Annotated in this window: 18 protein-coding genes and 1 pseudogene; 6 read left to right on the top strand and 13 right to left on the bottom strand. The window is 71.8% G+C overall.

Going from position 1 to position 24986, the window contains the following annotated elements:
• Window positions 1-306: 306 nt before the first annotated feature.
• Window positions 307-1869 (top strand): annotated as a pseudogene (locus tag AS97_RS32245) (glycoside hydrolase family 3 C-terminal domain-containing protein); the annotation flags it as partial.
• An 81-nt stretch (window positions 1870-1950) separates the two neighbouring features.
• On the opposite strand, the gene AS97_RS32240 reads toward AS97_RS32245, so the two are convergent.
• The 3 genes from AS97_RS32240 to AS97_RS32230 all read right to left on the bottom strand — a co-directional run bounded on the left by AS97_RS32240 (window position 1951) and on the right by AS97_RS32230 (window position 7811).
• Window positions 1951-3411, bottom strand: coding sequence for an aldehyde dehydrogenase family protein (locus AS97_RS32240; protein ID WP_210566118.1), 1461 nt, complete (start codon window positions 3409-3411; stop codon window positions 1951-1953).
• Window positions 3412-3639: 228 nt separating this feature from the next.
• Entirely contained in the window at window positions 3640-5400 is a 1761-nt protein-coding gene (locus AS97_RS32235; protein WP_210566117.1) for a PucR family transcriptional regulator, read from the bottom strand.
• A 218-nt stretch (window positions 5401-5618) separates the two neighbouring features.
• A complete protein-coding gene (locus tag AS97_RS32230; protein ID WP_210566116.1) occupies window positions 5619-7811 on the bottom strand; it encodes an ATP-binding protein in 2193 nt (730 codons plus the stop codon).
• A 348-nt stretch (window positions 7812-8159) separates the two neighbouring features.
• Between AS97_RS32230 and gabT the strand changes: the two genes are divergently transcribed.
• Together gabT and AS97_RS49075 are read left to right on the top strand one after the other, a co-directional pair.
• Window positions 8160-9509 (top strand): 4-aminobutyrate--2-oxoglutarate transaminase, encoded by a 1350-nt coding sequence (gabT, locus tag AS97_RS32225; RefSeq protein ID WP_210566115.1) that lies wholly within the window; start codon window positions 8160-8162, stop codon window positions 9507-9509.
• Between the two features lie 480 nt (window positions 9510-9989).
• A complete protein-coding gene (locus AS97_RS49075) occupies window positions 9990-10526 on the top strand; it encodes a phosphatase PAP2 family protein (RefSeq protein WP_349017615.1) in 537 nt (178 codons plus the stop codon).
• Window positions 10527-10589: 63 nt separating this feature from the next.
• Here AS97_RS49075 and AS97_RS32215 read toward each other — a convergent pair whose 3' ends face one another.
• The 8 genes from AS97_RS32215 to AS97_RS32180 form a co-directional block, all read right to left on the bottom strand.
• Window positions 10590-12023 carry an FAD-dependent oxidoreductase gene (locus AS97_RS32215; RefSeq protein WP_210567324.1) on the bottom strand — a complete coding sequence of 478 codons (1434 nt, stop codon included), beginning with the start codon at window positions 12021-12023 and terminating at the stop codon, window positions 10590-10592.
• Between the two features lie 20 nt (window positions 12024-12043).
• Window positions 12044-12841 (bottom strand): ABC transporter permease, encoded by a 798-nt coding sequence (locus AS97_RS32210; protein ID WP_086710730.1) that lies wholly within the window; start codon window positions 12839-12841, stop codon window positions 12044-12046.
• Window positions 12838-13908 (bottom strand): ABC transporter permease, encoded by a 1071-nt coding sequence (locus AS97_RS32205; protein WP_107119394.1) that lies wholly within the window; start codon window positions 13906-13908, stop codon window positions 12838-12840. Before AS97_RS32205 ends, AS97_RS32210 begins: the two co-directional genes overlap by 4 nt.
• Entirely contained in the window at window positions 13905-15056 is a 1152-nt protein-coding gene (locus AS97_RS32200) for an ABC transporter ATP-binding protein (protein ID WP_059149155.1), read from the bottom strand. Before AS97_RS32200 ends, AS97_RS32205 begins: the two co-directional genes overlap by 4 nt.
• A gap of 21 nt (window positions 15057-15077) precedes the next feature.
• Window positions 15078-16325: a spermidine/putrescine ABC transporter substrate-binding protein gene (locus AS97_RS32195; protein WP_210566113.1), complete on the bottom strand. Its 1248-nt coding sequence runs from the start codon at window positions 16323-16325 to the stop codon at window positions 15078-15080.
• Between the two features lie 81 nt (window positions 16326-16406).
• A complete protein-coding gene (locus AS97_RS32190) occupies window positions 16407-17927 on the bottom strand; it encodes a gamma-aminobutyraldehyde dehydrogenase (protein WP_210566112.1) in 1521 nt (506 codons plus the stop codon).
• A 267-nt stretch (window positions 17928-18194) separates the two neighbouring features.
• Window positions 18195-18617 (bottom strand): DUF4190 domain-containing protein, encoded by a 423-nt coding sequence (locus AS97_RS32185; protein ID WP_210566111.1) that lies wholly within the window; start codon window positions 18615-18617, stop codon window positions 18195-18197.
• A 153-nt stretch (window positions 18618-18770) separates the two neighbouring features.
• Entirely contained in the window at window positions 18771-19685 is a 915-nt protein-coding gene (locus tag AS97_RS32180) for a DUF4190 domain-containing protein (protein ID WP_210566110.1), read from the bottom strand.
• A gap of 112 nt (window positions 19686-19797) precedes the next feature.
• Here AS97_RS32180 and AS97_RS32175 point away from each other — a divergent pair, with 112 nt between their 5' ends.
• Both AS97_RS32175 and AS97_RS32170 read left to right on the top strand, forming a co-directional pair.
• Window positions 19798-20820 carry an adenosine deaminase gene (locus AS97_RS32175; RefSeq protein WP_059144222.1) on the top strand — a complete coding sequence of 341 codons (1023 nt, stop codon included), beginning with the start codon at window positions 19798-19800 and terminating at the stop codon, window positions 20818-20820.
• Window positions 20817-21506, top strand: coding sequence for a glycerophosphodiester phosphodiesterase (locus AS97_RS32170; protein ID WP_210566109.1), 690 nt, complete (start codon window positions 20817-20819; stop codon window positions 21504-21506). Before AS97_RS32175 ends, AS97_RS32170 begins: the two co-directional genes overlap by 4 nt.
• Here AS97_RS32170 and AS97_RS32165 read toward each other — a convergent pair whose 3' ends face one another.
• The gene (locus AS97_RS32165) at window positions 21507-22808 is read right to left on the bottom strand and encodes a hypothetical protein (RefSeq protein WP_210566108.1); all 1302 of its coding nucleotides are present in this window, start codon (window positions 22806-22808) and stop codon (window positions 21507-21509) included. It lies immediately after the preceding gene.
• A 77-nt stretch (window positions 22809-22885) separates the two neighbouring features.
• Window positions 22886-24337 carry a gamma-aminobutyraldehyde dehydrogenase gene (locus AS97_RS32160; protein WP_059144219.1) on the bottom strand — a complete coding sequence of 484 codons (1452 nt, stop codon included), beginning with the start codon at window positions 24335-24337 and terminating at the stop codon, window positions 22886-22888.
• A 178-nt stretch (window positions 24338-24515) separates the two neighbouring features.
• On the opposite strand from AS97_RS32160, the gene AS97_RS32155 reads away from it, so the two are divergent.
• Entirely contained in the window at window positions 24516-24986 is a 471-nt protein-coding gene (locus AS97_RS32155; RefSeq protein WP_043235601.1) for an Lrp/AsnC family transcriptional regulator, read from the top strand.

The raw sequence follows: 24986 nt of genomic DNA, 5'->3' as shown, positions 1-24986 counted from the left end.
CACGGAGGCGACCAGTGCGGCGGCGGGCGGGGCCTTGGTGTAGCCGGGGCTGGAGCCGTTGACGCTGGGGATGTCCGGGTCCGCCACCGTCGAGGCCGCATAGGTCGGCAGCAGGTTCTTCAGCTCCTTGCCGGAGGTGGCGCCGCCCTTGCCGGAGCCCTCCTCGGCGGAGCACCCGGACAGCAGCGGCGTCCCTCCCGCGACGGCCGCCGCGGCAACCGCCGTGGAGGCCAGGAAGGTTCTCCGGCCGGGAGCGGAAGTGGAGCCCGGAACCTGGGAGTTCGACATGTGCGTCAACCCGCAGACGAAGGCTCGCTCGACCCTGCCCATACGGCGCGACGCACCGACCTGCCCCCGCTGACCGTCGGCGACACCCCCACCGATCTGTCCCTGGCCGACTGGGGCGGCGGTGTGCTCACCCTGCGCGCGCCCTCCGGCCGCTATCTGACCGTGGCCGAGGACGGCTTCGTGCGCGCGGCGGCCGAACGGCCCGGGGGCTGGGTGGTCCAGGAGGCGTTCACGCTCGAAGCGCACCGCGACGGGCACCTCCTCAGACATATGGGGACGGGCGGCTATGTCTGTGTCGCCGCGGGCGGGCTGAAGGTTGCCGAGCGTGACAGCGGAGTGCAGGGGACCGTCTTCCGGCTGGAGGTCGTCGAGCGCGGCGAGGACGCGGTGACCCGCCCCGCCGCGCGGGCGGACGCCGTGGTGGTCGTGGCGGGCAACGATCCGCATATCGGCGGCCGGGAAACCGAGGACCGCACCACCCTCGCCCTGCCCGCCCGGCAGGAGCGGCTGTGGCGCGCGGCCCACGCCGCCAATCCGCGGGCCGCGCTGGTGCTGACGTCCAGCTATCCCTACGCGGTCGGTGAGGCGGCCGATGCGCCGCCCGCGCTGCTGTGGACGGCGCACGGCGGCCAGGCGGCGGGCACGGCGCTGGCCCGGGTGCTGTTCGGGGACGTCTCACCGGCGGGGCGGCTGCCGCAGACCTGGTACGCCTCCCACGACGATCTGCCGGACCTGCTCGACTACGACATCATCGCCTCGCGAGCCACCTGTCTGTACTTCGACGGCACCCCGCTCTTCCCCTTCGGGCACGGCCTGTCGTACACCGACTTCGGCTACGGCGAGCTGTCGGTGCGGCGGGAGGCGGGCCTGACCGTGGAGTGCGAGGTCACCAACTCCGGTCCGTACGACGGCGACGAGGTCGTGCAGATCTACGCGAGCGCGCCGGGGCCGCGGGTGCCGCTGCCGCACCGCCGGCTGATCGCCCACCGCCGGGTGCGGCTGCGCCGGGGCGAGCGGGTGCGGCTGTTCTTCGCCGTGCCGGTCGAGGACGCGCTGGGCTTCTGGGACGTGGCGCACGGCCGCTGGACCGTCGACCCAGGGACCTACGAGATCCACGCGGGCGCGTCCAGCGCGGATCTCCGCGCCACCGCCACCGTCACCGTCGAGGGCCCACCGCCCGCGCCGCGCCCGGTGCTGCGGCGCGGTCTGGAGGCCGCGGACTCCGACGCGGCGGACGGGATCGTGCTGGTGGACCGCACCAAGGTCCGCGGGGACGCGGTGGCCTGCCGTGATGCCGCGGTCGGCCGACTGCTCTTCCGCGCCTGCGACTTCGGCGCGGGCGCCACGTCGATGACCGTCGAGGCGGCGCGCGACGCGGCCGCGGCCGGGGACGACGCGACGGTCGAGGTGCACCTCGCCGACGGCACCACTCTGGCCACTGCCGCCGTCCCGCCCACCGGCGGCCGCTGCGCGTACACCACGGTCCGCGCCGCCCTGCCCATGCCGCCGACCGGCGTCCAGGACCTGCACATCACGCTGCGCGGCGGTCTGAGACTGGCCCGCCTCGGCTTCTCCGGTTGAGGGTTCGAGGGTCCGGAGCGGCCGAGGCGAGCCTTCCCCCGGCGCCGGGCCCCGCGGTGGGGCGGGGCCCGGCGCGGTGGATCAGAGGTCGAGGCCGGTGAGGACCATGACCCGCTCGTAGGTGTAGTCCTCCATCGCGTACCGCACGCCCTCGCGGCCGACGCCGGACTTCTTGGCGCCGCCGTACGGCATCTGGTCGGCGCGGTACGAAGGCACATCGCCGATGATCACGCCGCCGACCTCCAGGGCGCGGTGGGCGCGGAAGGCGGTGCGCACCTCGCGGGTGAAGACGCCCGCCTGGAGGCCGTACTTGGAGTCGTTGACGGCCGCGAACGCCTCGTCCTCGTCCGTTACCTTGTGCAGGGTGAGCACCGGCCCGAAGATCTCCTCGCAGGAGAGGGTGACATCCGCGGGGACGTCCGCGAGCACGGTCGGAGCGTAGTTCGAGCCCTCGCGCTTGCCACCGGTCAGCAGCTTCGCACCGGCCCGGACGGCCTCGTCGACCCAGGACTCGACGCGCTTGGCGGCGTCCTCGCTGATCAGCGGGCCGACATCGGTGGCGTCATCGTTCGGGTCGCCGGTGACCTGCGCCTCGACGGCCGCGACGATCTTCGGCACGAGCTCCTCGTAGACGGACGCGTCCGCGATCACCCGCTGCACGGAGATGCAGGACTGTCCGCCCTGGTAGTTGGAGAAGGTGCCGATGCGGGTGGCCGCCCAGTCGAGGTCGGCGTCGGAGGCGTAGTCCGACAGGACGACCGCGGCGCCGTTGCCACCGAGCTCCAGGGTGCAGTGCTTGAGCGGCACCGACTCCTTGATCGTGTAGCCGACCTTCTCCGAACCGGTGAAGGAGATGACCGGCAGTCGCTCGTCCTGGACCAGTGCGGGCATCCGGTCGTTGGGCACCGTGAGGACGCTCCAGGAGCCCGCCGGAAGCTCGGTCTCGGCCAGCAGCTCGCCCAGGATCAGCGCGGACAGCGGCGTCGCGGGCGCCGGCTTGAGGATGATCGGCGTGCCGACCGCGAGCGCCGGGGCGACCTTGTGGGCGCTGAGGTTCAGCGGGAAGTTGAACGGCGAGATGCCGAGCACGGTGCCGCGCGGGAAGCGGCGGGTCAGCGCGAGGCGCCCGGTGCCACCGGCGTCGGTGTCCAGCCGCTGGGCCTCCCCGCTGTTGAACCGGCGGGCCTCCTCGGCAGCGAACCGGAAGACGGACACGGCGCGGCCCACCTCGCCACGCGCCCACTTGATCGGCTTGCCGTTCTCGTCCGAGATCAGCCGGGCGATCTCCTCACCGCGCTCGGCGAGGCGGCGCGAGACATGGTCCAGCGCGGCGGCCCGGACATGCGCGGGGGTCGCGGCGAACTCCTCGCGCACCGCGTCGGCCGCGGCGACGGCCTCCTCGATCTGCGCATCGGTGGGAACGCTCACCACGCCGACGCGGTGGCCGTCCCAGGGCGAGGTGACCTCGAGCGTGCTCTCGCCCGTCGCCTTGCGGCCGGCGAGCCAGAACGCATGGGTGACAGCTTCGTTTGTGTCTGGCACAGCGGATCCCGACCCTTCTGAAGTGGTGTCTCTCCTCCCAACCGTAGGCGCGCCCGGCCCGCTGGGCGTTTGTCCGGGACGTAGCAGTCGGAGCCGTCGGCGCTCCGCTATGGCGTGCCCGATTCGGGGGAGATCGGGATGGGGTGACCGGGAAAGGGGTGCCGGGGCCAGACGGTCGCCTCGTGGCGTAGGCGCGCGCCTCGGGCCGAGGAGCCGGCGGCCGGCGCCTCAGCCCGAGGTGCCGGCGGCCGTGGCCTTGAGGGCGAGCCAGAGCTCCATACGGACGTCCGGGTCGTCCAGGGAGCGGCCCAGGATCTCCTCGACGCGGCGCATCCGGTAGCGCAGGGTGTGCCGGTGGACGCCGAGGTCGGCGGCGGCCGCGTCCCACTGGCCGTGCCGGGAGAGCCAGGCGCGCAGCGAGGCGACCAGATCGCCCCGGCCGGTGGCGTCGTGCTCGTGCAGGGCGCGCAGCATGCCGTCGGCGAACGCCCTTACGGCGTCGTCGGCGAGCAGGGGCAGCACCGAACCCGCGGCGACCTGCTCATGCTCGACCAGCATCCGGCCACGGCGGCGCGCCACCGACAGCGCCTGCTCGGCCTGGCGGTAGGCGGCCGCGGCGGCGATGGGGCCCGAGGGGGCGGACAGCCCGATGACCAGCTCGTCGCCGTGGGGCGCGGCGGCGGCCGTACGGTCGCGGGGGCGGGCCTTGGTGCCGCGGCGGCTCTCGACGGCCCGGGCGTGCTCGGCACATGCCGCGACCGCCGCGCCGCCGTCGGGGGCCAGCACGATGAGCCGTTCGCCGTCGGGCACGACCAGCACCGACTCGCCGATGCGGGCCGCGGCCGCCTCCATGGTGTCGGTGAGCGTGGCGAGGGGGTCGGCCGCCTCGGTCTCACCGGCGGCCGTGCCCGTCGCCGTGGTGGCGGCTTCGGCGAAGGGTTCCGGAGGGGCCTCGTCCACGCCGGGCGTCGCCGCGTGGGGCGGCTGGGCCGCGCCGGACGGCACCTCGGCGACCAGCATCCGGAACGGCGCGTCGAGCAGCCCCCCGTACAGCCGCCCGGCGACCGCCCGCGCATGGTCGGGCTCGCCCGCGAGCAGCATCCGCAGCACGGCGGCGCCGAGCCGCTGCTCAGCCTCCCGCAGGGCGCGGGAGCGCTCGGTGGTCAGGGTCAGCAGCGCGACCGCGGAGTGCACGGCATAGCGCTCGGCGGTGCCCAGCGGCGCGCCCGTGCCGACCGCGAGCACGCCGCGGGTGGTGCGGCGCCCGGTGCCCAGCGACTGCAGCTCCACCCGGTCGGCGACGGCCGTGTCCTCGGCCGGTTCCGCGCCCGTGGCCCCGGCCTCGCCGCCCCCGCCGACCACGATGCTGGCGGGGCCGGGGCGGGAGCGCAGCCGCTCGACGTCGGGGGCGAGCCGGGCGGCGCGGCGGGCAGCCCAGTCGGGGGCGACGGCGACCACGGAGCCGGAGACGTCGTAGAGCGCGGCCCAGCCGTCGACATGGGCGGCGAGCCGGGCGAGCAGCGCGGCGGGCCCCTCGGCGCCGATGGCGGCGCGGGTCAGCTCGCGCTGCGCCTCGAACCCGGCGGTCACGGCCCGGTACTGGTCGGCGGCTATCGCCGCGGAGACGGCCTTGCTGATCGCGATGAAGGGGGTGGGGCGGGGCACACCGATCAGCGGCAGCCCCTCCTCCTTGGCCGCCGCGGCGAGCGCGGCCGGCACCTCGGCGTACTTGACGCCGAGCGCGAAGCCGAGCCCGACCACGCCCGCGCCCACCAGCCGCCGCACATAGCGGCTCATCTCCTCCGGGTCCTCGGCCTCGATCTGCATCGCGGTGATCAGGAGCAGCTCGCCGCCCTCCATATAGGGCACGGGGTCAGCGAGCTCGCTGACATGTGCCCAGCGCACCGGCGTCTCCAGCCGGTCCTCGCCCGCGAGCACGGACAGCTTGAGACCGGGGTGGCGGACGAGTGAGGCGAGCGTGGGAGGCATGGCACCTTCGATGCGAACGCGACGACTTCACCGCCCCGTATGAACGGCTACTGCCGATTCTGCCTCAATGGAGGAATACGTGGAATTGACGGCCTGATTTGGCCACCGGTCTGGCCGTGACGCTGCGGTCGCCCCGTCACGTTGAACGGGGCTTGAACGGGGCAACCGCGGCAGAGCGGCTGACTGCGGCAATGCGGAACACCTGGGGCGCCGGTCGGTCACCCGCGGAGATCCACCAGCACCGGCGGCCCGCCCTCGCCCCTTACGGAGGTCACCGACAGCACCGCATGCCCGGCGGGAACCGCGTGGGCCAGCTCGGAGGCGGACCAGCGCTCGCGCTCCACCGTCCGTACGGTCACCGACTGCGTCGTCACCGCCTTGCCGGTGACGACCTTACGGATGAAGTGCAGCACCTTGGTGAGCGGTTCCTCGGCGATGATCTGCCGGTCGGTGACGTCCCGCGTCTCGACCCACTCCGTCCCCCACACCTCCGCGAACCGCGCCCCGTCCCAGGTCGTCACCCCGGCACAGGCCATCCGGCAGCCGACCGCGCCGAGCAGGGCGCTGCGCAGCGCCTCGGGGACGTCGTCGAGGGTGCGGAGGGTGAGCACGGCGCCCGCGTGGGCGGAGCGGAGCCGCTGGATACCGCGCAGGGCCTCGGGGGTGATGGTGTGCGAGGCGTCGTCGAGGACCAGACAGGCGAACAGCGAACGGTCGGCGCGGCCCACGGCGCACTCGGTGAACTGCGCCAGGACCAGCCGCGCCAGCATCCGCGACGCCTCCGCATGGCCGCGCTCGGGCAGATCGATACGGACCCGGAGGGGGTGTTCGAGGGCGCGGAGGGAGAACGGGCGGCGGTCGCCGGTGGTGTCGAAGAAATCGGCGAACGCGGGCCGGTCCAGCAGCGCGATCCGGTCCGCGAGCAGCGTGCCCACGTCCCCGGGCGCACCCGACTGCCGGACCCGTGCCTCCAGCTCACGGGCCTGCGCCCGCTCCCCGGCCGCGTCCAGCGCCTCGCGCAGCGCGTTGACGGCCGTCTTGGAACCGTCCAGCAGCTCCCGCAGATCCGGGACGGACGGGAAACGGCCGTGGGCGGCGCGGTAGGGGCCGAGCAGCTGGGCCAGCGCGGTGGCGGCGCGCCGGCTGTCCCCGCCGGGCAGCGAGGCGGCCATGTCGCCGATCAGGGCCTCGGCGAGGATGCCCGCGGCCTCGTCGGGGTCGGTGGTGCCGCCGTAGAGGTCGAAGTCATAGCCGGAGTCGGGTCGGCCGATCTTCACGACGACGTCGAACGCCTCATCGGCCCCGAGCCCGGCCCCCGCCGCCCCGACCGCCACGACGGCGACCTGCCCGGCGAGCGCCTGCAGACACAGCGACTCCACGACGGGCCGCACCATCCGCCCCGTCTTCCCCGAACCGGGCGGCCCGACGGCCAGCAGCGAGGTGGCGAGCACATCGGGTTCGAGGGCGAGCCCGACGCCGCGGTGCTGGTAAGGGTTGCGGGGGTCGTCGGAGGCGGTGCCGAGGCGGACCTGATGCGCGAGGAGATCATGCCGCGCCGTCCTGACGGGCAGATCCCGCGCGCCGGACGGATGACCGTAGGAGGCGGCGCCGTGGCGCAGCACGGTGTCGGTGAACGAGGCGAGGGAATACCTCCCGGCCCGCACCGACTGCCAGGCGCGCTCGATCCGGGCATGGTCGACGTCATTCATCGCCCCCGCCCGTGCGTCCGCCGCCAACCGATCAGCCGCACTGTGCGCCCCCGCGGCCCGCAAGTGCGGCCACTCCAGGGGATCCCCCTCCGGCCGCATCGCGACGGCCGCCTCAGGGGCGGGCTCATCCCAGGCACGCCGGAAGAGGGGCGCGACATAACGGGCCCAGACTTCGGACCAGTGGCCGACGCGGCCGAAGATCACGGCGATGGCACAGAGGAAGATGCCGTAGTAGGTGTACGTCGCTACGACGTAAGCCACGTTGCCGCTTTCGGACCAGGAGTCGGGGGTGAGGAGGGCCAGCGGCCACAACCAATAGCCACCCAGGTACCCGTTCCAGAGCAGCGACCAGACCAGCCAGCCGCAGAGCAGGGAAATCAGGGCCCCGCTGAGCAGCCGCCGCCCTGGAATGCGATCAGGCTCCTCCGGCGCCTTGGGCTTGTGCTCGTACGTCCACACCCCCGGTGCCGCCTCGGACCGCGGAGCGCGCAGCCAGGCGACGAAGGACGGACGGGCCGCGGGCCCGGGGGCCGGGGGCGCGCCGGGAGCCTGGGCGGGTACCGGGGCACCAGGGGCCGCCGGGGGCGCGGTCGGCGGCACCGGCGGCGGGGCCGTGGGGAAGGAGGGCGGGGATTGCGGGGGCGGGGGTGGGAGCGGGTTGTGGCGTGTGCTGCGTGGGTCGAACGTGCCCTCGGTGTCCATGTGCTGCCCCTTGCCCCCTGACCGGCTGTTCCTCGGCTTTCGCGCCATCGCTCAATCTAGTGTTCCCGCGCGGGGAGTTCAGCGACCCGGGCGGTGCCGTCTCACTCGCGGGGCCCCTGAAGCGGTCACCGGATCCGTAGAGGGGTCACCGGATCGTAAGGCGGTCGACGGATCCGTAAGGCGGTCGACGGATCCCTGAAGCGGTCATCGGATCCGTAAGGCCGCCGCCGGGCTATGGCCGTCGCGGACAAGGCAACACGCGCAGTGCTCCCGAACGGAACATGCCTCATCCGCCGCCGCGCCCCTAGCCTGCGACTAAAACCGCTGTTCTTTCCCCTGGAGCCCCTCATGACCGAACTGTCCGGAGGCCCGTCCCTCCCCCAGGAGCGTCGCGTCGTCACCGCCATTCCCGGCCCGAAGTCGCAGGAGCTGCTCGCCCGTAAGAACGCGGCGGTCGCCGGCGGGGTGGGGAGTGTGCTGCCGGTCTTCACCGTGCGCGCGGGCGGCGGTGTGATCGAGGACGTGGACGGCAACTCGCTGATCGACTTCGGTTCCGGTATCGCCGTGACCTCCGTCGGCTCCTCCGCGGAGGCCGTCGTGCGCCGGGCATCCGCGCAGCTGGCGGACTTCACGCACACCTGTTTCATGGTCACGCCGTACGAGGGCTATGTGGAGGTCTGCGAGGAGCTGGCCCGGCTCACGCCCGGCGACCACGCCAAGAAGTCGGCGCTGTTCAACTCGGGCGCCGAGGCGGTGGAGAACGCGGTGAAGATCGCCCGTTCGTACACCAAGCGCCAGGCGGTCGTCGTCTTCGACCACGGCTACCACGGCCGGACCAACCTCACCATGGCGCTCACCGCCAAGAACATGCCGTACAAGCACGGCTTCGGCCCCTTCGCGCCCGAGGTCTACCGCGTTCCGCTCGCCTACCCGTACCGCTGGCTGACCGGCCCGGAAAACTGCGCCGAGGAGGCCGCGGCCCAGGCCATCGACATGATCAGCAAGCAGATCGGGGCGGAGAACGTGGCCGCGATCATCATCGAGCCGGTTTTCGGCGAGGGCGGTTTCATCGAGCCCGCCAAGGGCTTCCTGCCCAGGATCGCGGAGTTCGCCCAGGCCAACGGCATCGTCTTCGTCGCGGACGAGATCCAGTCCGGCTTCTGCCGCACCGGCCAGTGGTTCGCCTGTGAGGACGAGGGCATCGTCCCGGACCTGATCACCACCGCCAAGGGCATCGCGGGTGGTCTGCCGCTCGCCGCCGTCACCGGCCGCGCGGAGATCATGGACGCGGCGCACTCCGGCGGTCTCGGCGGCACCTACGGCGGAAACCCGGTGGCGTGCGCGGCGGCGCTCGGCGCGATCGAGACGATGCGCGAGCTGGACCTCAACGCCAAGGCCAAGCGCATCGAGGAGGTCATGAAGGGCCGCCTCGCCGCGATGCAGGAGAAGTACGACATCATCGGCGACCTCCGGGGCCGCGGCGCCATGATCGCCATCGAACTGGTGAAGTCCGGCACCAAGGACCCCAGCCCCGAGGCCACGTCCGCCGTCGCCAAGGCGTGCCACTCGGCCGGGCTGCTGGTGCTGACCTGCGGAACCTACGGCAATGTGCTGCGTTTCCTGCCGCCGCTGGTGATCGGCGAGGACCTTCTGAACGAGGGTCTCGACGTCCTCGAGGGCGCGTTCGCCGAGCTGTGACTGTGGGTGATCGATGGGCGGCGTGAAGAAGATGTGCGGGGCCGATGACAGGTGGGTGATCGGTCTGTCGGGCGGGGCTTCGCTGCCGTACGGTCATTGCAGATGAGAGAAACACCCCGCTCGCAGGGGACTGCGGGCGATGCCGAGCCGGTGCTTCCCCAGCCCCGACCCGGCTGTGCCCTCGCGCACACCACTGGAGCCTCCGGCTCCGGATCTCCTCACCGATCGGACGTCCGCCCGCCCCAAACCCCCCGGGGCGCGCGGCACACCGGTCGCCACGGCAGCCCCGGAACTACCCCCCCTGTTCCGGGGCTGCCGACTGTTCACCCCCCTTCCGCGCCCCGGGCGCCGTTCTTCACGCCCCGCGCGCTCCTCGCGCTCCTCACACCCCTCGCTCTGATCGCACTGCTCGCGCTGTGCACCTGGCAGATCGCCGCCCATGGCCCCCTGCGGAACTACGACGAACGGCTCGGCCGCGCGATGTCCGGATCGGCGTTCCCCTCCCCCGTCGCCGAGTTCCTCGCCGACCTCGGCAATACGGCGGTGGCGGTTCCCCTCCTCGCCGTCGCCCTCGTCTGGGCGGGGTGGTGCGCCCGGCGCGCGGGAGAGCCGCGCTGGTGGCTGCCGCCGCTGGCCGCCGCGGTGGCGATGGCGGCGGTTCCGGCGCTGGTGGTTCCGTTCAAGGCGCTGATCGACCGCCCCGGCCCGCCCGGCCCGCTGGCGGGCGAGACCGGATTCTTCCCCTCCGGCCATGCCGCGACGGCCGCCGTCGCCTATGGCGCGGCGGCACTGCTCCTCCACCGTCTGCTGCGCCCGCGGCTACGGCGGCCCCTCCTGGTGGCCGTGGCCGTACTGAACCTCGCCGTGGCCGCCGGGCTGGTCCAGCGGGGCTACCACTGGCCGCTGGACACCGTCGCGAGCTGGTGTCTGTCCGGTCCGCTGCTGTGGGCGATGCTCCGGCTGAGCCGTACGAGCCGGATGACGGGTCGAGCCGGTCGATCCCCGGCGTCCAGCTGAAAGCCGGCTGCGGTCGCCCCAGGCCACGCGGAACGGCCCAGGACAACCGCAGCCCGGCTCAGCTCAGCTGTCGAACCCCAGCCCCACCTTGTCCATGGCCTTCAGCCACAGGTTGCGGCGCCCGCCGTTCTCGTCGGCCCGGGTCATGGACCACTGGGTGATGCCGATGCCCGCCCAGCGCACCGGCTCCGGCGGGAAGGGCAGGGGCTTGCTGCGGACCATCTCCAGGCGGGTGCGCTCGGTGCGCTCACCGGCGAGCAGATCGAGCATCACCTCGGCGCCGAAGCGGGTCGCCCCGACGCCCAGGCCCGTATAGCCGAGGGCGTACGCCACCCTCCCCCCGTGCGCGCTGCCGAAGAACGCGGAGAAGCGCGAGCAGGTGTCGATGGCGCCGCCCCAGGCGTGGCTGAAGCGCACGCCCTCCAGCTGCGGGAAGCACTGGAAGAAGTGCTGGGCGAGGGTGCGATAGGTGGCCGGGTGGTGGTCGTATTCGGCGCGCACCCGTCCGCCGTAGCGGTAGATGATGTCGTAGCCGCCCCACAGGATGCGCCGGTCGGCGGTGAGCCGGAAGTAGTGGAAGTGGTTGGCGGTGTCGCTGAGTCCCTGCCTGCGCCGCCAGCCGATCGCGTCGAGCTGCTCCTCGGTGAGCGGTTCGGTCATCAGCGCATGGTCGTAGACCGGGGCGATGTAGGGGCGGACGCGGCGCACCAGAGCGGGGAAGGCGTTGGTGGCGAGCGCCACCTCGCGGGCGCGGACCCGGCCGTAGGGGGTGCGGACGGCCATCGCCGGCCCGGTGCTCGCCAGCCGTTCGGCCGGGGTGTGCTCGTAGATCCGTACGCCCAGCTCGGCGCAGGCCCGGGCCAGGCCCCAGGCGAGCCTGGCGGGGTGCACCATGGCCACGCCCCGGCGGTCCCACAGCCCGGCCAGGAAGGTGGGCGAGTCGACCTCGGCGCGCACCGCGTCGCGGTCGAGGAACTCGGGTGGTTCGAGCCCGAGGGCGCCGGCCTGTTCGACGGTTTCGCGCAACTCCGCCACCTGGTGGGGCGCGGTGGCCACATCGATCTCGCCGGTGCGTTCGAAGTCGCAGTCGATGCCGTAGCGCTCGACTGCGGATTCGATGGCGTCGAGGTTGCGGTGTCCGAGCCGTTCGAGTTCGGCGAGCTCATCGGGCCAGCGGGCCGCGCCGTTGCCGAGGCCGTGGGTGAGGGAGGCGGCGCAGAAGCCGCCGTTGCGCCCGGAGGCGGCCCAGCCGATTTCCTGGCCCTCGACCAGGACCACCTCGCGGTCGGGGTCGCGCTCCTTGGCGATCAGGGCGGTCCACAGCCCGCTGTAGCCGCCGCCGACGACGAGCAGATCGCAGCGCTCCTCGCCGACCAGGGCGGGGCGGGGGCGGGGCCTGCCGGGGTCGTCCAGCCAGTACGGCCGGTACGCGGCGTCGGCCAGGGCTTTGAGTGCGGACGGGCCGGGGGCGCTGTCGCCCCCGGAGATGCGGCTCATGGCGTCCGTGGCCATGGTTTTCAGCTCCTCTTGCGGCGGGCGCCGGCCAGTTGGCCGGCGAGAACGCACAGCACCGCTACGGCGAACATCGCCGTTCCGATCACATTGATCTGCACGGGCGTGCCGCGCTGTGCGGATCCCCAGACGAACATGGGGAAGGTCACGGTCGAGCCGGCGTTGAAGTTGGTGATGATGAAGTCGTCGAAGGAGAGCGCGAAGGACAGCAGCGCACCCGCGGCGATACCGGGCGCGGCGATCGGCAGGGTGACGCGCAGGAAGGTCTGCGTCGGGGAGGCGTAGAGGTCCTGGGCGGCCTGTTCCAGCCGGGGGTCCATGGACATCACCCGCGCCTTGACGGCCGTCACGACGAAGCTCAGGCAGAACATGATGTGGGCGATGAGGATCGTCCAGAAGCCGAAGTCCACGCCCATGTTGAGGAAGAGGGTGGCCAGCGAGGCGGCCATGACGACCTCGGGCATGGCCATCGGCAGGAAGATCAGGCTGTTGACCGAGGAGCGGGCCCGGAAGCGGTAGCGGGCCAGCGCGAAGGCGATCATCGTGCCGAGGAGGGTCGCACCGATCGTCGCCCATACCGCGATCTTCAGGCTGAGCGAGAGCGAGCCGCACAGATCGGCGACGCCGCACGGATCGGTCCAGGCCTCGGTGGAGAACCGCTGCCATTCGTAGTTGAAGCGCCCGTTGGGCTTGTTGAAGGAGAAGACCAGGACGACGACGTTGGGCAGGATCAGATACGCGAGGGTGCCGAGCCCCGCGATGACCACCAGGTTCCGCCGTATCCAGCGCGTCAGGGCCGTCACACCAGGTCCTCCGTCCCGGACTTGCGGATGTAGACGGTGACCATCGTCAGGATGGCCGCCATGAGGATGAAGGACAGCGCCGCCGCCGTCGGATAGTCCAGGACCCGCAGGAACTGCGACTGGATGACGTTGCCGACCATCTTCTGGTCGGCGGAGCCGAGCAGTTCGGCGTTGATGTAGTCGCCCGTGGCGGGGATGAAGGTGAGCAGCGTGCCCGCGACGACCCCCGGCATGGACAACGGGAAGGTCACCTTGCGGAAGGTGGTGACGGGCCGGGCGTAGAGGTCGCCCGCGGCCTCATGGAGCCTCGGGTCGATGCGCTCCAGCGAGGTGTAGAGCGGGAGGATCATGAAGGGCAGGAAGTTGTATGTCAGCCCGCAGACCACCGCGAGCGGGGTGGCCAGCACCCGCTGTCCCTCGGTGATCCCCAGATAGCTGGTGACGTCCAGGAGGTGCAGCGAGTTGAGCGCGCCCACTACCGGGCCACTGTCGGACAGGATCGTCTTCCAGGCCAGGGTGCGGATCAGGAAGCTGGTGAAGAACGGCGCGATGACCAGGATCATCACCAGATTGCGCCAGCGGCCCGCCCGGAAGGCGATGAGATACGCGAGCGGATAGCCGAGCACCAGGCACAACACGGTGGCGGTGGCGGCGTAGAGCACCGAACGCAGGAACTGCGGGTAGTACTCGCTCAGCGCGTCCCAGTAGGTCTGGAAGTGCCAGGTGACCTTGAAGCCCTCTTCGAGGGAGCCGGTCTGGACGGAGGTCGACGCCTGGTAGATCAGCGGCGCGGCAAAGAAGATCAGCAGCCACAGGATGCCGGGGAGCAGCAGCCAGTAGGGCACCAGCCGCTTGCGGACGGCGGGCCTGAAGAGGGGCGGCTTCTGTACGGGCTCAGGCTCGGGCCCGGCGGCGTCCTGCGGAGCCTCGGCAGTGGCTGTCGCCGTCCCCTCTCCCCGCTCAGTCCCGGCGCGCTCCAATGCGCGGGCTTCCCTCGTCACTGCTCGCTCCTTCGTCGCTGCGCGGCTCCTCAGTCCAGCCCGCGCAGCGCGCCGGGACACGCTCATGGGGCCTCCTCGTCCAGCTCCGTACCGGCGTCGATGTCCTGGGTCGCGTCGAGGCCGAAGGTGTGGGCGGGGTTCCAGTGCAGGACGACCTCGGCGCCGGGGACGAGCCGGGTGTCACGCTCGATGTTCTGCTCGTAGACGGTGATCTCGGGGCAGCCCGGGGTGGTGATGAGGTACTGGGTGGAGACGCCGATGAAGCTGGAGTCGGCGATCCGCCCGGCGATCCGGTTGCGGCCCTCCGGGATGGTCCCGGCGTCCTCGGCGTGGGCCAGGGTGATCTTCTCGGGACGCACCCCTACCAGCAGTTTCCCTCCGGTGCGGACGGGAGCGCTACATCGGTCGGCGGGCAGCGAGAGCTTGCCGCCGGCGGCGGCCAGGACGAGGTCGCCACCGCTCTTGTCGGTGATCTCGGCCTCGATGAGGTTGGAGGTGCCGAGGAAGTTGGCGACGAAGGTGGTGCCGGGGTTCTCGTAGAGATCGGCGGGGGCGCCGCGCTGTTCGACCCGGCCGCCGTTCATCACCGCGACCGTGTCGGCCATGGTCATGGCCTCCTCCTGGTCGTGGGTGACATGGATGAAGGTGATGCCGACCTCGGTCTGGATGCGCTTGAGCTCCAGCTGCATCTGACGGCGCAGCTTGAGGTCGAGCGCGCCCAGCGGTTCGTCGAGCAGCAGCACCCGGGGGTGGTTGATCAGGGCGCGGGCGACGGCGACGCGCTGCTGCTGGCCGCCGGAGAGCTGCTGCGGTTTGCGGCGGGCGAAGTCGCCGAGCTGGACCAGCTCCAGCATCTCCTGAACCTGCTTCTTCACCGACTTGACGCCGCGCCGGCGGAGTCCGAAGGCGACGTTCTCGAAGACGTCGAGGTGCGGGAAGAGGGCATAGCTCTGGAAGACCGTGTTGACGGGCCGCTTATGGGGCGGGAGGGCGGTGATGTCCTCATCGGCGAGCCGGACGATGCCGCTGGTGGGCTCCTCCAGTCCCGCGATCATGCGCAACGTGGTGGTCTTGCCGCAGCCGGAGGCGCCGAGCAGGGCGAAGAAGGAGCCGGCGGGTATGTGCAGATCGAGCGGGTGGACGGCGGTGAAGGACCCGTAGGTCTTGCTGATCCGGTCGAGCCGGACGTCGCCGCCGGAGGTGGGTTGGGTCATGGCGGTGCGCTTCCTCGCTTGTCAGGCGCCGGTGAGCTTGGCGAACTTGTCCTCGAATGCCGCCTCTTCGTCGCTGGAGAGCGAGCGGAAGGAGTGGGACTTGGCGGCCATCTCCTCGTCCGGGAGAATCAGCGGATTGTCCGCCAGCGCCTTGTCGATCTTCGCGAGCTCCTCGCGCACCCCGTCGACCGGGCAGACGTAGTTGATGTACGCGGCGATCTTCGCGGCGACCTTGGGCTCGAAGAAGTAGTCGATGAGCCGTTCGGCGTTCCTCTTATGGCGCGCCTTGTTGGGCACCAGGAGGTTGTCCGTGGCCGTCATATAGCCGGCGTCGGGGATGGCGAACTCGATCTCGGGGTTGTCCGCCTGGAGCTGGATCAGGTCCCCGGCCCAGGCCATGCAGGCGGCGATGTCGCCCTTGGTGAGGTCGCCGGTGTAGTCGTTGCCGGTGAAGCGGCGGACCTGGCCCCGGTCGGACGCCTTCTGGAGGCGGGCTATAGCGGCGTCGTAGTCGTCGGCGGTGACCGTCTCGGGGTTCTTGCCCATGTCCAGGAGGGTCAGCCCGACGGTGTCGCGCATCTCGGTCAGCAGCCCGACCCGGCCCTTGAGCCCCGGGTCCTCCAGCAGCTGGGAGACCGAGGTGACCTTACGGCCGCCGGTGGCCTTCTTGTTGTACGCGATGACGGCGGGGATACCGGTCCACGGGTAGGAGTGGGCGCGGCCCGGGTCCCAGTCCGGGGTGCGAAAGGGTTTCGACAGGTTGGTGTAGGCATGGGGCAGTTGGGCGGGGTCCAGCGGCTGTATCCAGCCGAGCCGGATCATCCGGGCGGCCAGCCAGTCCGTGACGCAGATGAGGTCGCGGCCGGTGTCCTGGCCCGCCGCGAGCTGCGGCTTGATCTTGCCGAAGAACTCGACGTTGTCGTTGATGTCCTCGGTGTACTTGACCTTGATGCCGGTACGGCGCTGGAACGCGTCCAGGGTCGGATGGCGGCCGCCCTTGCCGACGTCCATGTACTCGGTCCAGTTGGAGAAGGCGAGCCGCTTCTCCTCGGCCGAGTGGTCATCTGAGGCGTTGTCCACCTCGGTGCGCCCCGCGGGCGGGATACCGCAGCCGCCGAGCGCCCCGAGCCCGCCGACGGCGATCGCCCCGGCGCCTCCCGCTCGCAGCAGGGAGCGGCGGGTGAGGGCCATACGGCCGCTGGTCATGGAGCGCCGTATCGCGGCGACCTGTGGTGGGGACAGGCTCTCGGACTCGTGCCGTGCTTCCATAAGCTGTGCCTTTCGAGGGTGTCGGCCGGTGGCGGCCCGGCCGAGGCCACGCGGAGGTGGCCGCACATTCAGGTCTGTCGGTCAGGTCTGTCGATCTCCGAAGACCGTGCGGTGCCAGTCCTTGCGGACCACTGCGGTGTTGTCGAACATCACGTGCTTGACCTGCGTGTACTCCTCGAAGGAGTACGCCGACATGTCCTTGCCGAAGCCGGACGCCCGCACACCGCCGTGCGGCATCTCGCTGATGATCGGGATGTGGTCGTTGATCCACACGCACCCCGCCCGGAGCTCGCGGGAGGCGCGGCCCGTCCGGTAGACATCGCGGCTCCAGGCGGAGGCGGCGAGACCGTAAGGGGTGTCGTTGGCGAGCGCGATGCCCTCGTCGTCGCTGTCGAAGGGGACGACCGCCAGGACCGGGCCGAAGATCTCGGACTGGACGATCTCGCTGTCCTGGGGCGCGCCGGTGATGAGCGTGGGCCGGTAGTAGGCGCCCTTGGCGAGGTCGCCGCCCGGGATCTCGCCGCCGGTGACGACGGTGGCGTAGCCGCGGGCCCGGTCCACGAAGCCCGCCACGCGGTCGCGCTGGGCGTGGGAGACCAGCGGGCCGAGGTCGGTGTGCGGATCGAAGGGGTCGCCGAGCCGTACGGACGCCATGAGATCGGCGACGGCGGCGACGAACGCGTCGTACAGCGGGCGCTGGACATACGCGCGGGTGGCCGCGGTGCAGTCCTGTCCGCTGTTGATCAGCGCGCCGGCGACGGCGCCGTGCGCGGCGGCCTCCAGGTCCGCGTCGTCGAAGACGACGAAGGGCGCCTTGCCGCCGAGTTCGAGATGGATCCGCTTGACGGTGGAGGTGGCGAGTTCGGCGACGCGCCTGCCGACCGCCGTCGATCCGGTGAAGGAGGTCATCGCCACCGCGGGGTGGGAGACCAGCCATTCGCCCGCCTCCGGGCCGGTGCCGCTCACCACGTTGATGACGCCGTCCGGAAGGCCCGCCTCCGTTGCCGCCTGCGCGAACATCAGCGAGGTAAGAGGCGTCAGTTCGGCGGGCTTCAGCACGATGGTGTTGCCCGCGGCGATGGCCGGGAGGACCTTCCAGGCCGCCATCTGGAGGGGGTAGTTCCAGGGGGCGATGGAGCCGATGACCCCAATGGGCTCGCGGCGGATGTACGAGGTGTGGTCACCGCTGTACTCGGCGGCGGCCTTGCCCTCCAACTGGCGGGCGGCGCCCGCGAAGAAGGAGACGTTGTCGATGGAGCCGGGCACATCGAACTCGGTGCTGAGCTTGATGGGCTTGCCGCACTGCAGCGACTCGGCGTGGGCGAGGTCGTCCGCCCGCTCGGTGAGCACCGCGGCGAAGCGGTGCATCGCGTCGGACCGCTCGCCGGGGGTGGCGCCCGCCCATGCGGGGAAGGCGGCCGCGGCCGCGGCCACGGCGGTGTCGACATCGGCCGCACCGGCGAGCCGGTAGCCGAACACCTGCTCGCCGGTGGCCGGGTCGACGACCTGATGTGTGCCCTCGGAGCCGCCCTGGCGAAGGCGGCCCGCGATGTACTGGGCACCGTCGGCGAACCGCTCCGTCACGTCGAACCGCTGATCCATCGCGCTCTCCTCCGCCGGTCCGCCCCAACGAGGCGCGGCGTAGCTCCAACCGGAATTGAAGGCCGATCCTGACAGAGAGCCTTCGCTTCAACAAGGGATTCCGTTGTTGCTTTTAAATTTCGCGACGGATTCAGTGATCACAGCGGCTCCGGCGTCACCGTTTCCGCGCCGGATCCCGGTCTGGACCGACGGATTGGACACCCGGGCCGGACGCCGGGCCGGACGCCCGGCCCGGAGGCTGCCCGGATGCCGGTCCGGACCGCCGGTCTAGAAGATGGAGTCGAGGGCGGCGTCCACCGCCAAGATGTAGATCACCGGGAGCACCATGCCGATGATTCCGCAGACCAGACCGGCGGTGGCCGAGCCTCCGTTGTTCGCCTGACCCCGGCCGACCTTCCCCTTGCCTATGGCGCCGAAGGTGATCGCCAGGATGCCGAGGATGACCGCGAAGACCCACAGGAAGTAGGTGATCCCGCAGACCAGGCCGACGATGCCGCAGACCAGCGCGGCCGTCCCCATGCCGTTGCTCGGCCGCATCGGCATCCCGGCCGCCCCCGGGTAGACGGGCGGCGCGGCCGGATAGCCGGTGCCGGGGTACTGCGGTGGCTGGGCCGACGGCGCGGGCGTGGCGTAGGGATTGGCCTGGGGGTCGTACGGATCCTGCCGCGGGCCCGGCATGGAACTGGACATCGGTGGTCTCCCCTCCTGGTAAACGTCCGGCAATGTTATGGGCATGCCTCATCCAGGGACGGCCCGATTGCCCAGGCCGACGCCGTTGTCGACGGCGCCTGTCGATGAGGGGTGGGAGCGTCCCGGGAGGCCGGTCGCGTAGCCGGAGGCGTGTCAGCAGCCGATATCGGCGAGCGGGGACGCCGCCGCGCTCGACACATCGGCATAGTCCGGGTCGTCGCCGCTGCCCGAGCCGTCGTCCGCGGTGGCGATGTAGACAAAGATCATGACGACGCTCGCCACCACGGCGACCACCCCGAGGATCACCCCCGCGAGCGCCGAACCGCCGTTGGTCGCCTCGCCGCTCGCCGCCCTGGCGCGGCCGAGCACCCCGAAGACGATCGCGAGCACGCCGAGGACGATGCCGAGCACGATGCTCGGGGAGAGGACCAGGCCGATGATGCCGAGCACCAGCGCGGCCGTGCCATGGCCGTTGTTCGGCACATATGTCCCGCCCGGCCAGCCCTGGCCGTACATCCCTCCGGGGTAGGCGGCGCCGGGATAGGCGGTGCCCGGATATCCGGAGCCGGAGTATCCCGTGCCGGGGTGGGCGGTGCCCGGGTAGCCGTAGCCGGGATAGCCCGGCACTCCGCCGTACGGAGACTGCTTGGGGGGCGCCTGCCGGCCATATCCGGGCTGGCCGTATCCCGTCGGCCCGTAGCCCGCTGGACCGTACGGCCCGGCGGGCTGATAGGCGCTGGGTGTGCCCGGGCCGGTCGGCGCGGGCGGCGGCGGGGGCACCGCGCCCGGCGCGGCCACGGGGCCCGGCGGGGGCGGCGGAGGGGGCGGGGGCGGCGGGCCCGGCATGGCGGGATAGGAGGTGAGGGTCGGCTGCTCGGCCACCGGGGGGCGGGGAGCCGGCATCCCTTGTTCGTCCGCCGCTTTGTCCATCGGGCCCTTGCCCATCGCGACCCGCTGCGCCGGTGGAGCCCAGGGATCGCGCTCGAGCGGTTCGGGCTGCCTCGGCTGCCCGGGCCGCGGTGGCTCATCCTGCGCCTGCGGCTCGGACGGGTCGTGCTGGTCGGCCATGAAGCTCCCCCACAAAGACGTCCGCCCATGCTACGGCCTGCGGCGAGCCCGTCGGCGGCACACCATACGATGACCGGAACCCGCCGTCGGCGGGCGTCTCCCGGAGGTTTCGTTGACCGATCTGACCACCTTCATCGCCGGGCTGCCCAAGGCCGAGCTCCACGTGCACCACGTAGGGTCCGCGTCCCCGCGCATCGTGGCCGAGCTGGCCGCCCGGCACCCCGACTCCAAGGTGCCCACCGACCCCGAGGCCCTCGCCGAGTACTTCGTCTTCCGGGACTTCGCGCACTTCATCGAGATCTATCTCTCCGTGGTGGACCTGATCCGCGACGCCGAGGACGTCCGGCTGCTGACCTACGAGATCGCCCGCGACATGGCCCGGCAGAACATCCGCTACGCCGAGCTGACCGTCACCCCCTACAGCTCGACCCGGCGCGGCATCCCGGACACCGCCTTCGTGGAGGCGATCGAGGACGCCCGTAAGGCGGCCGAGTCGGAGTTCGGCACGGTGCTGCGCTGGTGCTTCGACATTCCCGGCGAGGCCGGTCTCGAGGCCGCCGAGGAGACCGCCCGGATCGCCTGTGAGCTGCGCCCCGAGGGGCTGGTCGGCTTCGGCCTCGGCGGCCCGGAGATAGGGGTGCCGCGCCCCCAGTTCAAGCCGTACTTCGACCGCGCCATCGCCGCCGGGCTGCGCAGTGTGCCGCATGCGGGCGAGACCACCGGACCGCAGACGATCTGGGACGCCCTCATCGAGCTGCGGGCCGAGCGCATCGGCCATGGGACCAGCGCCGTCCAGGACCCGAAGCTGCTCGCCCATCTCGCGGAGCACGGCATTCCGTTGGAGGTCTGCCCGACCTCCAACCTCGCCACGCGCGCCGTCGCCACGCTCGATGAGCACCCCCTGAAGCAGATGGTCGGCGCCGGGGTGATCGTCACGATCAACAGCGACGACCCGCCGATGTTCGGCACCGACCTCAACACCGAGTACCAGGTCGCGGCCCGGCTGCTGGATCTGGACGCGGCGGGCGTCGCGGCGCTCGCGAAGAACGCCGTCGAGGCGTCCTTCCTGGACGCCGAGGGCAAGGCGCGGCTCGCCGCGGAGATCGACGCCTACACGGCGGTCGCGGGCCGATGAGGGCGGCGGGGACGCGATGCGTCCCGGTCGGCCACCGCGGCGACCCGTATGTGTGCCGTGAGAACACTTTGCCCTCCATCCGGTCCGCGGTGGGCGCGGGGGCGGGCGCGGTCGAGATCGACGTACGGCTGACCCGGGACGGCGTACCGGTGCTGCTCCACGACGCCACGCTGAAGCGGCTGTGGGGCCGGGACCGGCCGCTGTCCGGGCTGACCGCCGACGAGGTGCGGCAGCTGACCGGCGGGGGCGTCCCGACCCTGCGCGAGGCCCTCGCGTGCGCCGGCTCCACCCGGCTGCTGATCGACCTGCCGGACGCGTCGGCCGCGCCCGCCGCCGTCGCCCAGGTGCGGGAGAGCGGAGCGGGCGACCGGGTGTACTACTGCGGTGCCCTGGCGGCCCTGCACGCCGTGCGCCGCGCGGAGCCCACCGCCGAGATAGCCCTGACCTGGACCACGCTCGCCCCGCCGGCCCCGGCGCTGCTGGCCGCGCTGCGCCCCCGGTGGCTCAACTACCGATTCGGGCTGGTCTCCCGGGAGCTGGTCGCCCGCTATCACGCCGACGGGCTGCTGGTCTCCGCCTGGACCGCCGACACCCGGCGATCGATGTCCCGGCTGCTGAGGGCGGGCGTCGACGGGATCACCACCAACCGGGTCGGCGCCCTGGCGGCCCTTCTGCCCAGCGGCTGATCAGCGACTGACCGGGCGGTGGGCTGAGGCGCCGCCCACCCACAGGTCATTGCTGCCCGCGATGACGACCTTCCCGTCGGCGCGGGTGGTGATGGCCGAGGGCAGCGCATCGCCGCAGCCGAGCTCGGCCCGCTCGGCGTCCACGCCGAAGCCGGTCCACACCATGCCGCAGAAGATGTGGTCCCCACTGCGGAGGCCGAGGAGCACCAGCGCGCCCGAGCCGTCGACGCTCGCGCCCCGGATCCGCCCCTCGCCCAGCGCCGAGGTGTCCTCGACCCTCCGGTGCAGGCCGTCCGCGCTGGTCAGCACGGAAGGCCGGTCGGGCTTGCCGTAGTCCTCACGGCCGCCGTAGGACCGGGCGCCGTAGGCGATCCACCGGCCGTCGTGCCACAGCACGCCGCTGACCGGGGCGTAGCCGTGCAGCCGGGGGGTGAGCGCGGTTCGCCAGGTGCGTCCGCCGTCCGTGGACGCCCAGACCGGCAGCCGTGGCCGGCCCTGGCCCCGGGCGTTGCCGCCGATGGCCACGATCCGGCGGCCCTCGGCGGCCATGGCCAGCACGCCCGTCCTGGTGAGGGAGGCGCCCTGAGCGCCGGGCAGCTCCGGAAGCCGCTGGCGCCGGACGGTCCTCCCCTGGTCCGCGGAGATCCATACTGTCGGTACCAACCGCCGCTTCTCGGTCACCGAACCGCCGAGGGCCAGCCGCTCGCCGCTGCGCACCATGACGGCCGCGCCGCCCGGGTCCCGGGCGCCCGGGTCCCGGGCGCCCGGTTCGGCATTCGGATCCGGCTCCACGGGCGGGACCTCGAGGTCGGCCAGCCGGTGAACGCGCCCCGAGCGGTCGAGGCGCGAGAGGGACGTACCGGCCGCGTACACCGAGCCGTCCTCGCCGGGCAGCACCGCCCTCCCCGCGAGCCCGCCGCCGCCCCAGCCCTCGGCGCCGTTTCCCGGAGCCATGTCCCCGGGCACCTCGCCGGGGGTGGTCCCGGTCTCCGGCGCCGGATCGAGCGAGAGCTTCGTACAGGCCGCGTCGCCGGTCCAGTTGACACCCACGTCGCGGTGGCCGTTGCTGTACGTGCCGAGGCCGAGGACGCAGTCGCCGTACGGCACGAGCGCGTCGAGGCCGTGCTCACCGCCGCTGTCCTTGGTGATCGCCGGGTACTGCACCGCCCCGGCGTAGTGCCGGAACCCCAGCTCGGACGCGGCCGGCCCGCCCGCCTTCTGCTCGCCGCAGCCCGCGATGGCCGGCAGGATCGCGGCGGCCGCCGCGATCCACAGACGTCCGGATTTCCCCCACTTGGTCATGACAGAGGATCCTGCCATGACCAAGTGACAATCCCGGTGCGGGAATCGGCCGGGGGCGGCCCGGGATCGGCCCGGGATCAGCCCAGCGACGTCATGACGTGCTTGATGCGGGTGTAGTCCTCGAAGCCGTAGGCGGAGAGGTCCTTTCCGTAGCCGGACTTCTTGAAGCCGCCGTGCGGCATCTCGGCGACCAGCGGGATATGGGTGTTGATCCAGACACAGCCGAAGTCCAGGGCCTTGGACATCCGCATCGCGCGGGCGTGGTCCTTGGTCCACACCGACGAGGCCAGCGCGTACTCCACGCCGTTGGCGTACGAGATCGCCTGCGCCTCTTCGGAGAAGGTCTGCACGGTGATGACCGGGCCGAAGACCTCGTTCTGGATGATCTCGTCGTCCTGCTTGAGCCCGGAGACCACCGTGGGCGCGTAGAAGAAGCCCTTGTCGCCGACCCGGTGGCCGCCCGCCTCGACCTTGGCGTGGGCGGGGAGCCGGTCGATGAAGCCGGAGACCTGGGCCAGCTGGTTGGCGTTGTTCAACGGGCCGTACAGCACGTCCTCGTCGTCGGGCGCGCCGGTCTTGGTCTCGGCGGCGGCCTTGGCGAGCGCGCTCACGAACTCGTCGTGGATCGACTCGTGAACCAGCACCCGGGTGGCGGCCGTACAGTCCTGGCCCGCGTTGAAGAAGCCGGCGACCGAGATGTCCTCGACCGCCTTGGGGATGTCGGTGTCCTCGAAGACGACCACAGGGGCCTTGCCGCCCAGCTCCAGATGCACCCGCTTGACGTCCTTCGAGGCGCTCTCGGCGACCTGTTTGCCGGCCCGCACCGAGCCGGTGATGGACGCCATGGCGGGCACGGAGTGCTCGACCATCAGCCGGCCGGTCTCGCGGTCGCCGCAGATCACGTTGAACACGCCCTGCGGATGGCCCAGTTCCGCCAGCACTCCGCCGATGATCTCGGCGATCAGCACGGTGGAGGCGGGCGTGGTGTCCGAGGGCTTGATGACGACCGTATTGCCCGCGGCGAGCGCCGGGGCGAACTTCCATACGGCCATCATCATCGGGTAGTTCCACGGTGCGACCTGGGCGCAGACCCCGACCGGCTCCCGCCGGATGATCGAGGTGAGCCCCTCCATGTACTCACCGGCCGAGCGGCCCTCCAGCATCCGGGCCGCGCCGGCGAAGAAGCGGATCTGGTCGATCATGGGCGGGATTTCCTCGTCCCGCGTGAGACCGATCGGCTTGCCGGTGTTCTCGGACTCGGCGGCGATCAGCTCCTCCGCCCGCGCCTCGAAGGCGTCGGCGATCTTGAGCAGTGCCTTCTGCCGCTCGCCGGGCACCAGGTCGCGCCAGGCCGGGAAGGCGGCCTCGGCGGCGGCCATCGCCGCGTCCACGTCCGCCGCGCCCGACAGCGGCGCGGTGGCGTAGGGCTCGCCCGTGGCCGGGTTGACCACCTCCGTGGTCCGCCCGTCCGCGGCGTCCCGGAACGCTCCGTCGATGTAGTTGCGCAGACGACGCAGTTCGGTGGTCACGTGCCACCCCTCCTGTCAGCTGTCCGATGGGTGAGACACCCACAGTAGTCGCCGGGGCTGCGCTTTCAACATACCCGCCACACCAGAACAACGGAATCAGTGTTTTCAGGGCCCATGAACGACGGAATTCATCGATGAAGGGTTGCGACACGGGCGAGGCTCGTGCACAGTGAGGGTCGTGGCCACACCTGACAAGAACGGCACGACCCTCGACTCCGTATCCCTGGCGATCATTGAGCAGCTCCAGGAAGACGGCCGCCGGCCGTACGCCGCCATCGGAAAGGCCGTGGGGCTCTCCGAGGCCGCCGTGCGGCAGCGCGTGCAAAAGCTGCTCGACCAGGGCGTGATGCAGATCGTCGCCGTCACCGATCCTCTCACCGTGGGGTTCCGGCGGCAGGCGATGGTCGGCATCAACGTCGAGGGCGATCTCGACCCGGTCGCGGACGCGCTGACCGCCATGGACGAGGTCGAGTACGTGGTCGTCACCGCGGGTTCCTTCGATCTCCTGATCGAGATCGTCTGCGAGGACGACGATCACCTCCTCGAAATGATCAACAAGCGGATCCGCACGCTGCCCGGTGTGCGCTCCACCGAGAGCTTCGTCTACCTCAAGCTCCGGAAGCAGACCTATACCTGGGGAACGAGATAG

It is taken from the genome of Streptomyces sp. AgN23, from assembly GCF_001598115.1.
Lineage (GTDB): Bacteria > Actinomycetota > Actinomycetes > Streptomycetales > Streptomycetaceae > Streptomyces > Streptomyces antimycoticus.
The sequence above is the reverse complement of the archived record's forward strand: the minus strand, read 5'-3'. Positions and strand labels throughout refer to the sequence as shown.